Below are 13,266 nucleotides of genomic sequence, written 5' to 3'. Positions count from 1 at the left end.
GGCAGTAGGCGTAGCGCCCCCTTATTCGTTGCTTCGCCGCAGGCTTTGCCAGGGTCGCTTTGTGGCCCTTTCGCGACATACCCGCAGCCTGTTGGTATAACTCGCTTGTAAAGACAAGTGCAACCGCTCCTCGGAAAAGGGCTTCGCAAGTGCAACCTTTCCGTGCACAATCGCGCCCCTCTTTTCCGGTTGAGTTGGGCGAAAGGTCTATTTCGCCATTCTCAGCCTGTTGCAGTCTTGCGAGTGGAGCTTCACCCGGAATGAATGAGCAGGCCCCGAGCGTTGAACAACGCTTTGTAGAATCGACCCCCGCCACCCTCGGCAGCTGGGCGCGTCACGACACCACCTGGATGCTGGGCCTGTTCGGCACAGCCATCGGCGCCGGGACACTGTTCCTGCCGATCAACGCCGGCCTTGGCGGCTTCTGGCCGCTGCTGATCCTGGCCGTGCTGGCCTTCCCGATGACCTATTTCGCCCATCGCGGGCTGACCCGCTTCGTCCTTTCCGGGCGCGATGGCGGCGACATCACCGAGGTGGTCAAGGAGCATTTCGGCAGTCACGCCGGTGCCTCGATCACCGTGCTGTACTTCTTCGCCATCTTCCCGATCCTGCTGATCTACAGCGTGGCGCTGACCAACACCGTGTCCAGCTTCATGGAACACCAGCTGCACATGCAGCCGCCGCCACGGGCAATCCTGTCATTCGTGCTGATCCTCGGCCTGCTGGCCATCGTGCGCTGCGGGGAGCAGGCCACAGTCAAGGTCATGAGCCTGCTGGTCTACCCGTTCATCGTCGCCCTGGCGTTGCTGGGCCTGTACCTGGTGCCGCACTGGACCGGTGGCATTCTCGACAGCGCCACTCAGGTGCCGCCGGCCTCGGCCTTCCTGCACACCCTGTGGCTGGCCATTCCGGTGATGGTGTTCTCATTCAACCATTCGCCGATCATCTCGGCCTTCGCCGTCGACCAGAAGCGCCGTTACGGTGAACACGCCGATGAGCGCAGCGGCCAGATCCTGCGCCGCGCCCACTTGCTGATGGTGGTGATGGTGCTGTTCTTCGTGTTCAGCTGCGTGCTCACCCTGAGCAGCGCCCAGCTGGCCGAAGCCAAGGCGCAGAACCTGTCGATCCTGTCGTACCTGGCCAACCATTTCAGCAACCCGACCATCGCGTTCGCTGCGCCGCTGATCGCCTTCGTGGCCATCGCCAAGTCGTTCCTGGGCCATTACATCGGTGCCAGCGAAGGCCTGAAGGGTATTATCGCCAAGACCGGTGCGCGTCCGGGCGCCAAGACCCTTGACCGCGTGGTTGCTGCACTGATGCTGGTGGTGTGCTGGATAGTCGCCACCCTCAACCCTAGCATCCTCCGCATGATCGAGTCGCTCGGCGGCCCGATTCTCGCGGTGCTGTTGTTCCTGATGCCGATGTATGCCATCCGCCGGGTGCCATCGATGCGCAAGTACAGCGGTGCGGCCTCCAACGTGTTCGTTGTGGTGGTGGGCCTTGTTGCGCTGACTTCGGTGGTGTACGGCCTTGTAAGCTGATTCACCGTTTCATTCAAGAATGCCCGGGTCGCTTGTCGCCACCCGGGCATTTTTTTGCCTGATCAAGGTTTCAGCAGCGTTGCATTTCATCGTCCTTGGTGCACGCAAGCAGCCACCCTCCGCACAGGCTGGCCATCACGAACAGCACACCCAGGCCCGCCGGCAGCGCGCTTTCGAAGCCTGTGACCAGACTGCTCGTCAAACCGCCGCCAGCAAACAGCAGTGTCGTATTGAGCGACGCTGCCGCACCTGCCTGACGCGGATAGCGCGCCAAAGCCTGGGTCGTTGCGGCGGGGCGTACCAGGGTTGTGCCGGTGATACAGACAATCATCGGCAGTAGAACCCCTAGCACAGATAAACCTGCCACCCATTCCCACATCAAAAGGGTAATGCCGGCAGTACTTATAAGCAGCAGGCCTGCTTTTATTTGAGCTTGCGTGCTTACGCGACTGTTCAGGTAGGTCGCAGCCATGCCGCCAGCGATGTAGGCCAACCCATAGCCGATAAATACAATAGAAAATTGATAAGTCGTGAGCTCCAGCCTATCCATCAGCAGCAATGGCGCTGTGACGATGAAGGAAAAATGGCAGGCAAAGGCGAGGCTGGACAGTATGGAGTGCGCGAGATAGTTGGTGTCTCGCAGCATCACCCGATAACTGGATATACTTGGCGCCCGGTCATGCGACGCAGGTGTGTCATGAAGCAGCACACACGATAGAAGTGAAACGATTACAGCGATGATCACGAATACCGTAAAGCTTGCCTTCCAGCCGAAAGACTGTTGAAGAAAAGCGCCTGCCAGCGGTGACAGGGAGATGAACAACCCGCTCGCGCTTGTTAACAGGATGCGCATGGCATTGCGTTGCGTACCGCTGTAGAGGTCCTGCACAAGCGCCTGGCCCAGTACGAGGCTGCCGCAACCCAGCGCCTGCACCAGACGAAAGACCATGAACGTTTCATAGCGGGTTGAAAATACGCAACCGAGCGCCCCCGCAATGGATACGCCCAATCCGGCAAGCAGCAAACGCTTGCGCCCGATGCGATCTGAAAGAGGGCCAATCACTATTTGCGCCATGGCGACACCAATAGCGAAAGCGCTCACCGAATACGCTATGTGCTTGGGGTCGACCCGAAATGTGTCTGCGAGTGCTGGGAATGATGGCAGGATCACATCTAACGGAAATACGCCTAAAAGACACATCAGAATTAGCAACACAGAATTCAAATGGCATTGTAGGGAAGCCGGATGGCGGCTCATATGACTAATCCCGCCGACTGCCGAGTTTTGAAAAGCAAACAATAGGAATTTTTCATTTCATCTAGGTATCCCCAATTAAGTGTTGTTTTTGCCGCGCACCTGATGGTAGCGTCATCTTGAAGATGCACAAGGTGAACTTGTTGGCGAAAGTTCCGATAGGGCTGTAGGAATCTTCACTTCAAGAGTGATGGCAGGCTTGTACAGCCCTGAGCAATTAGATATCCCGCGTTGTAGCGGGCCCATATCTGGAGCTCTGGACAGGCGCTCGCCAACTGAAAAGTAACAGGGGCGTGACGGCTGATTGCGGCATGGTTTGTCCACAAAAATAATCCGGAATTGGAACAATTTCACATCCCCCCATAGGCACCCGGCCGCCTTCATGCTTAACTCAGTGTCCTTTTCAAACCCCGCATAAGGATTTCGTCATGGCTCAAGTGACTCTCAAAGGCAACCCGGTCCAGGTCAACGGCAACCTGCCACAGGCCGGCGCCCAGGCTCCGGCTTTCTCCCTGGTAGGTGAAGGCCTGGCTGACAAGTCGCTGAAAGACTACGCCGGCAAGCGCAAGGTGCTGAACATTTTCCCAAGCGTGGACACCCCGACCTGCGCCACCTCGGTACGCAAGTTCAACGCCCAGGCCAACGACGTCGCCAACACCGTGGTGCTGTGCATCTCGGCTGACCTGCCGTTCGCCCAGGCACGCTTCTGCGGCGCCGAAGGCCTGGAAAACGTGAAGAACCTGTCGACCCTGCGTGGCCGCGAGTTCCTCGAAAACTACGGTGTAGCCATCGCCGACGGCCCGCTGGCCGGCCTGGCCGCCCGTGCCGTGGTGGTGCTGGACGAGAACGACAAGGTGCTGCACAGCGAGCTGGTTGGCGAAATTGCCGATGAGCCGAACTACGACGCCGCGCTGGCTGTACTGAAGTAAGGGTTGTGGGGGGCAGGGCGGGCACCTGTTGCCTGTTCCGGCGTTGGCGCGGGCTTGCGTGCGTCAAGGCCGGTTCGGGCTAGGGAAACCTTTCAGCCCGCCATTGCTCCAAGCAACACCCTGTAACGGCCCGGAACACGTTCCGGGCCGTTTTCATTTAAAATTCCGCATCTTGGCAACGTCAGCCAAAGGTAAACCTCTGGTAAAGGCCCTTTGCTAAAACAATGCCAGTGCTTATGGTTCATCCTCCCCAAGTCGTCATTCCGAACAAGGTTCGTTCAACCCATGCAAGCGTCCAATTCCCGTTCCCCTCGTCGCTGGCTCGTCGGCCTGCTGATCCTGCTGCTGGTGGCGGCCCTCGCCTGGTGGTTGTGGCCCGCAGCGGCGCCTGTGCATAAAGAAGCCGGTGGTGGGCGTGGTGGCAAAGGCGTGGGCATGGGCATGGGCGGCCGCCCAGGGTTTGGCGGCTCCACCGACCCGGTGCCCGTGCGCGTCGAGCCGGTGAAGGTGGGTGATTTCCCGCTGTACTACAAGGCCTTGGGTACGGTCACCGCGACCAACACCGTCAATGTGCGTAGCCGCGTGGCGGGTGAGTTGGTGAAGATTCACTTCAAGGAAGGCCAACAGGTCAAGGCCGGCGACCTGCTCGCCGAAATCGACCCGCGCCCCTACCGCATTGCCCTGCAACAGGCCGAGGGCACGCTGGCACAGAATCAGGCGCAGTTGAAGAACGCCCAGGTCGACCTCGCCCGCTATAAAGGCTTGTATGCCGAAGACAGCATCGCCAAGCAAACCCTCGATACCGCCGACGCCCAGGTCGCGCAGTTCCTCGGCTTGGTCAAGACCAACCAGGCGCAGGTCAACGATGCTCGCCTGAACCTCGATTTCACCCAGATCCGCGCACCGATCAACGGCCGTGTAGGCCTGCGCCAGCTCGACCTGGGCAACCTGGTAGCCGCCAACGACACTACCGCGCTGGTGGTGATTACCCAGACCGAGCCAATCAGCGTCGCCTTTACCCTGCCGGAAACCGAGCTGAGCACCGTGCTCGAGCGCTACCGCAGCGGCGCCAGCCTGCCCGTCGAGGCCTGGGACCGCAGCGACAGCAAGCTGCAGTCCACGGGTGTGCTTGGCAGCATCGACAACCAGATCGACACCACTACCGGCACCTTGAAGTTCAAGGGCCGCTTCGAGAACAAGGACCTGGCCCTGTTCCCCAACCAGTTCGTCAACGTTCGCTTGCTGGCCGATACCCTCAAACAGGTGGTCCTGGCCCCGGCAGCAGCCATCCAGTTCGGCAACGACGGCACCTTCGCCTACGTGGTCAACGCCGACAATACCGTGAACGTGCGCAAGCTCAAGGTTGGCGCCAGCGATGGCGAAAACAGCGTCATCCTCGACGGCCTCAAGGCCGGCGACCGTCTGGTACTGGAAGGCACCGACCGCCTGCGTGAAGGCACCAAGGTGGAGGTGGTCGAAGACAGCTCGCAAGTGCCCACCACGCCTGGGCAGCACCTGCAGGGGCAGGATGCCAATGGCTCGGCGCAGGGCGGTGAAGCGCACCCTGGTAAAGCAGCAGGCAAGGCGGGCGCATGAACCTTTCGCGCCTGTTCATCCTGCGGCCGGTCGCCACCACGCTGAGCATGCTGGCGATCGTCCTGGCCGGCCTGATCGCCTACAAGCTGCTGCCGGTGTCGGCCTTGCCGCAGGTCGACTACCCCACCATCCGCGTCATGACCCTGTACCCCGGGGCCAGCCCGCAAGTGATGACCAGTGCAGTGACTGCGCCACTGGAACGTCAGTTCGGCCAGATGCCGGGCCTGGAGCAAATGGCGTCGACCAGCTCCGGCGGGGCCTCGGTGCTGACCCTGCGCTTCAACCTCGACATGAACATGGATGTGGCCGAGCAACAGGTGCAGGCCGCGATCAACGCCGCCAGCAACCTGCTGCCCAGCGACCTGCCGGCCCCGCCGGTGTACAACAAGGTCAACCCGGCCGATACGCCTGTGCTGACCCTGGCCATTTCCAGCAAGACCATGCCGCTGCCCAAGCTCAACGACCTGGTCGATACCCGCGTGGCGCAGAAGCTGGCGCAGATCAGTGGCGTGGGCATGGTCAGCATCGCTGGCGGCCAGCGCCAGGCCGTGCGGATCAAGGTCAATGTCGATGCCTTGGCGGCCAACGGCTTGAACCTGGATGACGTGCGCACGTTGATCGGTGCCTCCAACGTCAACCAGCCCAAGGGCAATTTCGACGGCCCGACCCGGGTGTCGATGCTCGATGCCAACGACCAGCTGCGTTCCCCCGAGGAATATGCCAACCTCATCCTGGCGTACACCAACGGTGCGCCGCTGCGCCTGAAGGATGTGGCAGAAATCGTCGATGGCGCAGAGAACGAGCGCCTCGCCGCCTGGGCCAACGAAAACCACGCCGTATTGCTGAACATCCAGCGCCAGCCGGGTGCCAACGTGATCGAAGTGGTCGACCGCATCAAGGACCTGTTGCCGTCGATTACTGACAACCTGCCGGCCGGCCTCGACGTCTCAGTATTGACCGACCGCACCCAGACCATCCGCGCCGCGGTCAAGGACGTGCAGCATGAACTGCTGATCGCGATCGTCCTGGTGGTCATGGTCACCTTCGTCTTCCTGCGTCGCTTCAGTGCCACCCTGATCCCGTCGATCGCCGTGCCGCTGTCGCTGATCGGCACCTTCGGTGTGATGTACCTGGCCGGTTTCTCGGTCAATAACCTGACCCTGATGGCGCTGACCATTGCCACCGGTTTCGTGGTGGATGACGCGATCGTCATGCTGGAGAACATCTCTCGTCACATAGAAGAAGGCGAGACGCCCATGCAGGCCGCCCTCAAGGGCGCCCGGCAGATCGGCTTCACCCTGATCTCGCTGACCTTCTCGCTGATTGCAGTACTGATCCCGCTGCTGTTCATGGCTGACGTGGTCGGCCGCCTGTTCCGCGAGTTCGCCATCACCCTGGCGGTGGCCATCCTGATTTCCCTGGTGGTTTCCCTGACCTTGACGCCGATGATGTGCGCCCGGCTGCTCAAGCGCGAACCCAAGGAACAGGAGCAGGGCCGCTTCTACCGCGCCAGCGGCGCCTGGATCGACTGGCTGATCAAGCAATACGGCGGCGCCCTGCAGTGGGTGCTCAAGCACCAGCCGCTGACCCTGTTGGTCGCGGTGGCGAGCCTGGCCCTGACCGTGTTCCTGTACATGGTGGTGCCCAAGGGCTTCTTCCCGGTGCAGGACACCGGCGTGATCCAGGGGATTTCAGAAGCGCCGCAGTCCGTGTCGTTCGCCGCCATGAGCGAACGCCAGCAGGCGCTGAGCAAGGTGATTCTGCAGGACCCGGCCGTGCAGAGCCTGGCGTCCTACATCGGCGTCGACGGCGACAACGCGACGCTCAACAGCGGCCGCTTGCTGATCAACCTCAAGCCCCATGGTGAGCGCGATGTCACTGCCGGCGAGGTCATCAGCCGCTTGCAGCCACAGGTCGACAAACTGGTCGGTATCCGCCTGTTCATGCAACCGGTACAGGACCTGAGCATCGAAGACCGGGTCAGCCGCACCCAGTATCAGTTCAGCCTGTCGTCGCCCGACGCCGACCTGCTGGCGCAATGGAGCGGCAAGCTGGTACAGGCGCTGCAGCAGCGCCCGGAACTGGCCGACGTGGCCAGCGACCTGCAAGACAAGGGCCTGCAGGTTTACCTGTTGATCGACCGTGACATGGCCAGCCGCCTGGGCATCAGCGTGTCGCAGATCACCAACGCCCTGTACGACGCCTTTGGCCAGCGCCAGATCTCGACCATTTACACTCAGGCCAGTCAGTATCGGGTGGTGCTGCAGTCCAGAGATGCAGCAGTCATCGGCCCACAGGCGCTGGAGTCGATCCACGTCAAGGCCGCCGATGGCGGCCAGGTGCGCCTGTCGGCCCTGGCGCGGGTGGAACAACGCCAGGCGCAACTGGCCATATCCCATATTGGCCAGTTCCCGGCGGTGACCATGTCCTTCAACCTGGCGCACGGTGCTTCGCTGGGCGAGGCGGTGCAGGTGATCGAGCAGGTGCAGAAGGACATCGGCATGCCGCTAGGGGTGCAAACCCGCTTCCAGGGCGCGGCAGAAGCCTTCCAGGCGTCGCTGTCGAGCACCTTGCTGCTGATCCTGGCGGCGGTGGTAACCATGTACATCGTGCTGGGGGTGCTGTACGAAAGCTACATCCACCCGGTGACCATCCTCTCGACCCTGCCCTCGGCAGCGGTGGGTGCCTTGTTGGCCTTGCTCATCAGCGGCAACGACCTGGGCATGATCGCCATCATCGGCATCATCCTGCTGATCGGTATCGTCAAGAAGAACGCGATCATGATGATCGACTTCGCCCTCGAGGCCGAACGCCATCAGGGCATGACCCCGCGCGATGCCATCTACCAGGCCGCGTTGCTGCGCTTCCGGCCCATTCTGATGACCACCCTGGCGGCGCTGTTCGGGGCCGTGCCGTTGATGCTCGCCACCGGTTCCGGCGCCGAGTTGCGTCAGCCGCTGGGCCTGGTGATGGTGGGCGGGTTGCTGGTCAGCCAGGTGCTGACGCTGTTCACCACCCCGGTCATCTACCTGTACTTCGACCGCCTGGCACGCCGCTGGCGCCCGGCCACTGACGCGAAGCAGGCCGAGGCATGAACCTGTCGGGACCCTTCATTCGTCGCCCGGTGGCGACCATGCTGTTGAGCCTGGCAATCATGCTGCTGGGCGGTGTCAGCTTCAAGCTGCTGCCGGTTGCACCGCTGCCGGAAATGGACTTCCCGGTGATCGTGGTGTCGGCCAACCTGTCCGGCGCCAGCCCCGAGGTCATGGCCTCTACCGTGGCCACGCCCCTGGAGCGCAAGCTGGGCAGTATCGCCGGGGTGACCACGCTGACCAGTAGCTCCAACCAGGGCTCGACCCGCGTGATCATCGGCTTCGAGATGGGGCGTGATATCGACGGGGCGGCGCGCGAGGTGCAGGCGGCAATCAACGCCACCCGCAACCTGCTGCCCAGTGGCATGCGCAGCATGCCCACCTACAAGAAGATCAACCCGTCGCAAGCGCCGATCATGGTGCTGTCGCTGACCTCGGACGTGCTGCAGAAAGGCCAGTTGTATGACCTGGCCGACACCATCCTGTCGCAGAGCCTGGCGCAGGTGTCTGGGGTAGGGGAGGTGCAGATCGGTGGCAGTTCGTTGCCGGCGGTGCGCATTGCCGTCGAGCCCCAGCTGCTCAACCAGTACGGTCTGTCGCTGGATGAAGTGCGCACTGCCGTGTCCAACGCCAACCAGCGCCGGCCCATGGGCTTTGTCGAGGATGCCGAGCGCAACTGGCAGGTGCGGGCCAATGACCAGCTGGAAACGGCCAGGGACTACGAGCCGGTGGTGATCCGCCAGCAGAACGGCACCATCTTGCGCTTGACCGACGTGGCAACCATCACCGATGGGGTCGAGAACCGCTACAACAGTGGCTTCTTCAACGACCAGGCTGCGGTATTGCTGGTGGTCAACCGCCAGACCGGTGCCAACATCATCGAGACGGTCGACCAGATCAAGGCGCAGCTGCCAGCCTTGCAGTCGCTGCTGCCAGCCAGTGTGCAACTGAACGTGGCCATGGACCGCTCGCCGGTGATCAAGGCAAGTCTCAAGGAAGCCGAGCATACCCTGTTGATCGCGGTGGTCCTGGTGATCCTGGTGGTCTACCTGTTCCTCGGCAGCCTGCGCGCCTCGCTGATTCCCAGCCTGGCGGTGCCGGTGTCGCTGGTGGGTACCTTCGCGGTCATGTACCTGTGTGGCTTTTCGCTCAACAACCTGTCGCTGATGGCGCTCATCCTCGCCACCGGCCTGGTGGTGGACGACGCCATCGTGGTGCTGGAGAACATCTCCCGGCATATCGAGGACGGCCAGCCGCCGATGAAGGCGGCCTTCCTCGGCGCCAGGGAAGTGGGCTTCACCTTGCTGTCGATGAACGTGTCGCTGGTGGCGGTGTTCGTCTCCATCCTGTTCATGGGGGGCATCGTCCGCAACCTGTTCCAGGAGTTTTCCATCACCCTGGCCGCGGCGATCATCGTCTCGCTGGTGGTGTCGCTGACCCTCACGCCAATGCTCTGCGCACGCTGGCTGAAGGCCCACCAGGCCGAGCAGACCCGCCTGCAGCGCTGGAGCGACAAGCTCCACCAACGCATGGTCGCCGCCTATGACCGCAGCCTGGGCTGGGCGCTGCGCCACAGGCGTCTGACCCTGTTCAGCCTGCTGGCCACCATTGGCCTCAATATCGCCCTGTATGTGGTGGTACCCAAGACGCTGATGCCACAGCAGGACACCGGTCAGCTGATGGGCTTTATCCGGGGGGACGATGGCCTGTCGTTCGGCGTGATGCAGCCGAAGATGGAAATCTATCGCCGCGCCTTGCTCGCCGACCCGGCGGTGCAGAGCGTTGCCGGCTTCATCGGTGGCAACAGCGGCACCAACAATGCCATGGTGCTGGTGCGCCTGAAACCGATCAGCGAGCGTAAGCTGGACGCCCAGAAAGTGATCGAGCGCCTGCGCAAGGAAATGCCCAAGGTGCCGGGCGGGCGGCTGTTCCTGATGGCCGACCAGGACCTGCAACTGGGCGGCGGTGGCCGTGACCAGACCTCGTCGCAATACCTGTACACCCTGCAAAGTGGCGACCTCACGGCCTTGCGCGAGTGGTTCCCCAAGGTGGTTGCGGCCCTGCGCGCCCTGCCGCAATTGACCGCCATCGACGCCCGCGACGGTGCCGGCACCCAGCAGGTGACGCTGGTGGTCGACCGCGACCAGGCCAAGCGGCTGGGTATCGACATGGACATGGTCACCACTGTGCTGAACAACGCCTACAGCCAGCGGCAGATCTCCACCATCTACGACAGCCTCAACCAGTACCAGGTGGTGCTGGAGATCAACCCGAAATATGCCTGGGACCCGAGTACCCTCGAGCAAGTGCAGGTGATTACCGCCGACGGTGCGCGCGTGCCGCTGTCCACCATTGCCCACTACGAGAACAGCCTGGCCAACGATCGGGTCAGCCACGAAGGCCAGTTCGCCGCCGAGGACATCGCCTTCGACGTTGCCGAAGGCTATAGCCCCGACCAGGCCATGGCTGCTGTGGAGCGGGCAGTGGCCACCCTTGGCCTGCCCGAGGAAGTGATCGCCAAGCTGGGTGGCACCGCCGATGCCTTTGCCAAGACGCAGCAGGGTCAGCCGTTCATGATCCTGGGTGCGTTGCTGCTGGTGTACCTGGTGTTGGGTATTCTGTATGAAAGCTACATCCACCCGCTGACCATTCTCTCGACGCTGCCTTCGGCCGGCGTCGGTGCCTTGCTGGCGCTGTATGTCACCGGCGGCGAGTTCAGCCTGATCTCGTTGCTGGGGCTGTTCCTGCTGATTGGCGTGGTGAAGAAGAACGCCATCCTGATGATCGACCTGGCCCTGCAGCTTGAGCGCCACCAAGGGCTATCGCCGGAGGAGTCGATCCGCCGCGCCTGCCTGCTGCGCCTGCGGCCGATCCTGATGACCACCCTGGCGGCCATCCTTGGCGCCTTGCCGCTGCTGCTGAGCCAAGCCGAAGGCGCAGAAATGCGCCAGCCGCTGGGCCTGACCATCATCGGCGGCCTGGTCTTCAGCCAGATCCTCACCCTTTACACGACACCGGTGGTCTACTTGTACCTCGACCGCCTGCGTCACCGTTTCAACCGTTGGCGCGGCGTGCGCACCGACGCCGCCCTGGAAACCCCGCTATGACTTTTGCCCAGACCCCACTTCACCGTGCCCTGCAAGCGCTGACCCGTGGGCGTGGCTCGCGCCTGCTCGGCGCCGGGTTGTGCGTGGCCCTGCTCAGTGCCTGCACCCTGAGCCCGGACTACCACCGCCCCGAGCTGAACAGCACGGCGGCGCAGTTCAAGCACGCCGAAGGCTGGACCCAGGCTACCCCTTCCGATGCCATCGCCCGTGGCGCCTGGTGGGAAATCTATGGCGATGCCGGGCTCAATGCGCTGGTCGAGGAGCTCAACCGCAGCAACCAGACCGTGGCCCAATCGGAAGCCCAGTATCGCCAGGCCCAGGCGTTGGTACGCAGCAGCCGTGCGGCCTTGTTCCCAAGCCTTGACCTGAGCGCCAGCAAGAACCGCTCGGCGCAGGGTACCGGCAGCTCCAGCTCCAGCCTTTCCAACAACAGCAGTGGCATTCGCAATACCTACAACGCGCAGTTGGGCGTAAGTTGGGAAATCGACTTGTGGGGCAAGCTGCGGGAAACCCTGAATGCCAACGAGGCCAGTGCCGAAGCCAGTTTCGCCGACCTGGCGTCGATCCGCTTGAGCCAGCAGTCGGAACTGGTGCAGAACTACCTGCAATTGCGCGTCATCGACGAGCAGAAACGCTTGCTGGAAGCCACCGTGGCGGCCTACGAACGCTCGTTGCGGATGAACGAAAACCAGTACCGCGCCGGTGTTGCCGGCCCGGATGCGGTGGCTCAGGCGCGTACCCAGCTGAAAAGCACCCAGGCTGACCTGATCGACCTGATCTGGCAGCGCGCGCAGTTCGAGAACGCGATTGCCGTGTTGCTGGGCAAGACCCCGGCCGACTTCGCCCTGGCCGACAGCAAGGATATTCCGGCGCTGCCGCAGATACCGGTTGCGCTGCCTTCGCAATTGCTGGAGCGGCGCCCGGACATTGCTGCTGCGGAACGTAACGTCATGGCCGCCAACGCCAACATCGGTGTCTCGCGGGCGGCGTACTTCCCGGACCTCAGCCTGAGCATGAGCGGCGGTTACTCCAGCAGCAGCTTCAGCAACTGGATCGAGTTGCCCAACCGCTATTGGTCGGTAGGCCCGCAACTGGCGCTGACGCTGTTCGACGCCGGCAAGCGCAGCGCCGAGGTGGACCGCACGGTGGCGGTGTATGACCAGACCGTGGCGCAGTACCGGCAGACCGTGCTGGACGGCTTCAAGGAAGTGGAGAACCTGCTGGTGCAGTTGAAGGTGTACGGCGATGAAGCGGTGGTGCGCCAGGAGGCACTGGACGCCGCCCGCGAGTCGCTGCGCCTGACCGAGAACCAGTACCGCGCGGGCCTGATCGGTTACCTGGATGTGGTCAACGTGCAAACCACGGCGCTGAGCAACGAGCGCAGCGTGCTGAACCTGCTGCAAGGGCGGCTGGTGGCCAGCGTGCAACTGGTGGCCGCGCTGGGCGGTGGCTGGGATGCCGGACAGGCCTTTGCCGAGCAGGGCCGATAGTCTGCCCTCGTATTGACCCTGCAGGCCGCATCGCCGGCAAACCCGCTCCAGCCGCTCAAACGCAGGCCTTTGCAGCGGCGCACTGGCAGTGGCAGCGGGTTTTTCAGCGATGGGCTGCACATCGGTGCTTGACGGAGCGTATCGGGTTTTTCCTTTGGATCCATTCCCATTCGCAAAAACCCCGTGCGTTTCGCCTGCGCTTGAGTACAATCGTCAGCCTTTTCCGGGCCCCCTTGTCCCGACGCTGGTACTCCCA

7 protein-coding genes are annotated in these 13,266 nt (G+C 62.6%); 6 read left to right on the top strand and 1 reads right to left on the bottom strand.

Annotated elements, in window-relative coordinates; translation table 11 throughout:
• The first annotated feature begins 260 nt into the window (after positions 1 to 260).
• Entirely contained in the window at positions 261 to 1,541 is a 1,281-nt protein-coding gene (locus DMX11_RS08695) for a serine/threonine transporter (RefSeq protein ID WP_110744140.1), read from the top strand.
• 70 nt (positions 1,542 to 1,611) lie between these two features.
• On the opposite strand, the gene DMX11_RS08690 is transcribed toward DMX11_RS08695, so the two are convergent.
• Positions 1,612 to 2,799, bottom strand: coding sequence for a Bcr/CflA family efflux MFS transporter (locus DMX11_RS08690; protein ID WP_110744139.1), 1,188 nt, complete (start codon positions 2,797 to 2,799; stop codon positions 1,612 to 1,614).
• A 425-nt stretch (positions 2,800 to 3,224) separates the two neighbouring features.
• Between DMX11_RS08690 and tpx the strand changes: the two genes are divergently transcribed.
• The 5 genes from tpx to DMX11_RS08665 all read left to right on the top strand — a co-directional run bounded on the left by tpx (position 3,225) and on the right by DMX11_RS08665 (position 13,010).
• Positions 3,225 to 3,725: a thiol peroxidase gene (tpx, locus tag DMX11_RS08685; protein WP_110744138.1), complete on the top strand. Its 501-nt coding sequence runs from the start codon at positions 3,225 to 3,227 to the stop codon at positions 3,723 to 3,725.
• Between the two features lie 285 nt (positions 3,726 to 4,010).
• Positions 4,011 to 5,321: an MdtA/MuxA family multidrug efflux RND transporter periplasmic adaptor subunit gene (locus tag DMX11_RS08680; RefSeq protein ID WP_110744137.1), complete on the top strand. Its 1,311-nt coding sequence runs from the start codon at positions 4,011 to 4,013 to the stop codon at positions 5,319 to 5,321.
• Positions 5,318 to 8,416, top strand: a complete 3,099-nt coding sequence (locus tag DMX11_RS08675; protein WP_110744136.1) for an MdtB/MuxB family multidrug efflux RND transporter permease subunit — start codon at positions 5,318 to 5,320, stop codon at positions 8,414 to 8,416. The genes DMX11_RS08680 and DMX11_RS08675 overlap by 4 nt, the downstream gene beginning before the upstream one ends.
• A complete protein-coding gene (locus DMX11_RS08670) occupies positions 8,413 to 11,520 on the top strand; it encodes an efflux RND transporter permease subunit (protein ID WP_110744135.1) in 3,108 nt (1,035 codons plus the stop codon). Before DMX11_RS08675 ends, DMX11_RS08670 begins: the two co-directional genes overlap by 4 nt.
• Positions 11,517 to 13,010: an efflux transporter outer membrane subunit gene (locus tag DMX11_RS08665; protein WP_110744134.1), complete on the top strand. Its 1,494-nt coding sequence runs from the start codon at positions 11,517 to 11,519 to the stop codon at positions 13,008 to 13,010. Before DMX11_RS08670 ends, DMX11_RS08665 begins: the two co-directional genes overlap by 4 nt.
• Positions 13,011 to 13,266: the final 256 nt, after the last annotated feature.

The sequence above is a fragment of the Pseudomonas sp. LB-090624 genome (assembly GCF_003205205.1).
Classification (GTDB): Bacteria; Pseudomonadota; Gammaproteobacteria; order Pseudomonadales; family Pseudomonadaceae; genus Aquipseudomonas.
Note: the sequence above shows the minus strand (reverse complement) of the source record. Positions and strands in the feature narration are given on the sequence as shown.

Excerpts from the sequence above, each read along its gene's own strand:
- DMX11_RS08680 (WP_110744137.1), top strand. The coding sequence starts at position 4,011 with ATGCAAGCGTCCAATTCCCGTTCCCCTCGTCGCTGGCTCGTCGGCCTG.
- DMX11_RS08665 (WP_110744134.1), top strand. The coding sequence starts at position 11,517 with ATGACTTTTGCCCAGACCCCACTTCACCGTGCCCTGCAAGCGCTGACC.
- tpx (WP_110744138.1), top strand. The coding sequence starts at position 3,225 with ATGGCTCAAGTGACTCTCAAAGGCAACCCGGTCCAGGTCAACGGCAAC.
- DMX11_RS08695 (WP_110744140.1), top strand. The coding sequence starts at position 261 with ATGAATGAGCAGGCCCCGAGCGTTGAACAACGCTTTGTAGAATCGACC.
- DMX11_RS08670 (WP_110744135.1), top strand. The coding sequence starts at position 8,413 with ATGAACCTGTCGGGACCCTTCATTCGTCGCCCGGTGGCGACCATGCTG.
- DMX11_RS08690 (WP_110744139.1), bottom strand. The coding sequence starts at position 2,799 with ATGAGCCGCCATCCGGCTTCCCTACAATGCCATTTGAATTCTGTGTTG.
- DMX11_RS08675 (WP_110744136.1), top strand. The coding sequence starts at position 5,318 with ATGAACCTTTCGCGCCTGTTCATCCTGCGGCCGGTCGCCACCACGCTG.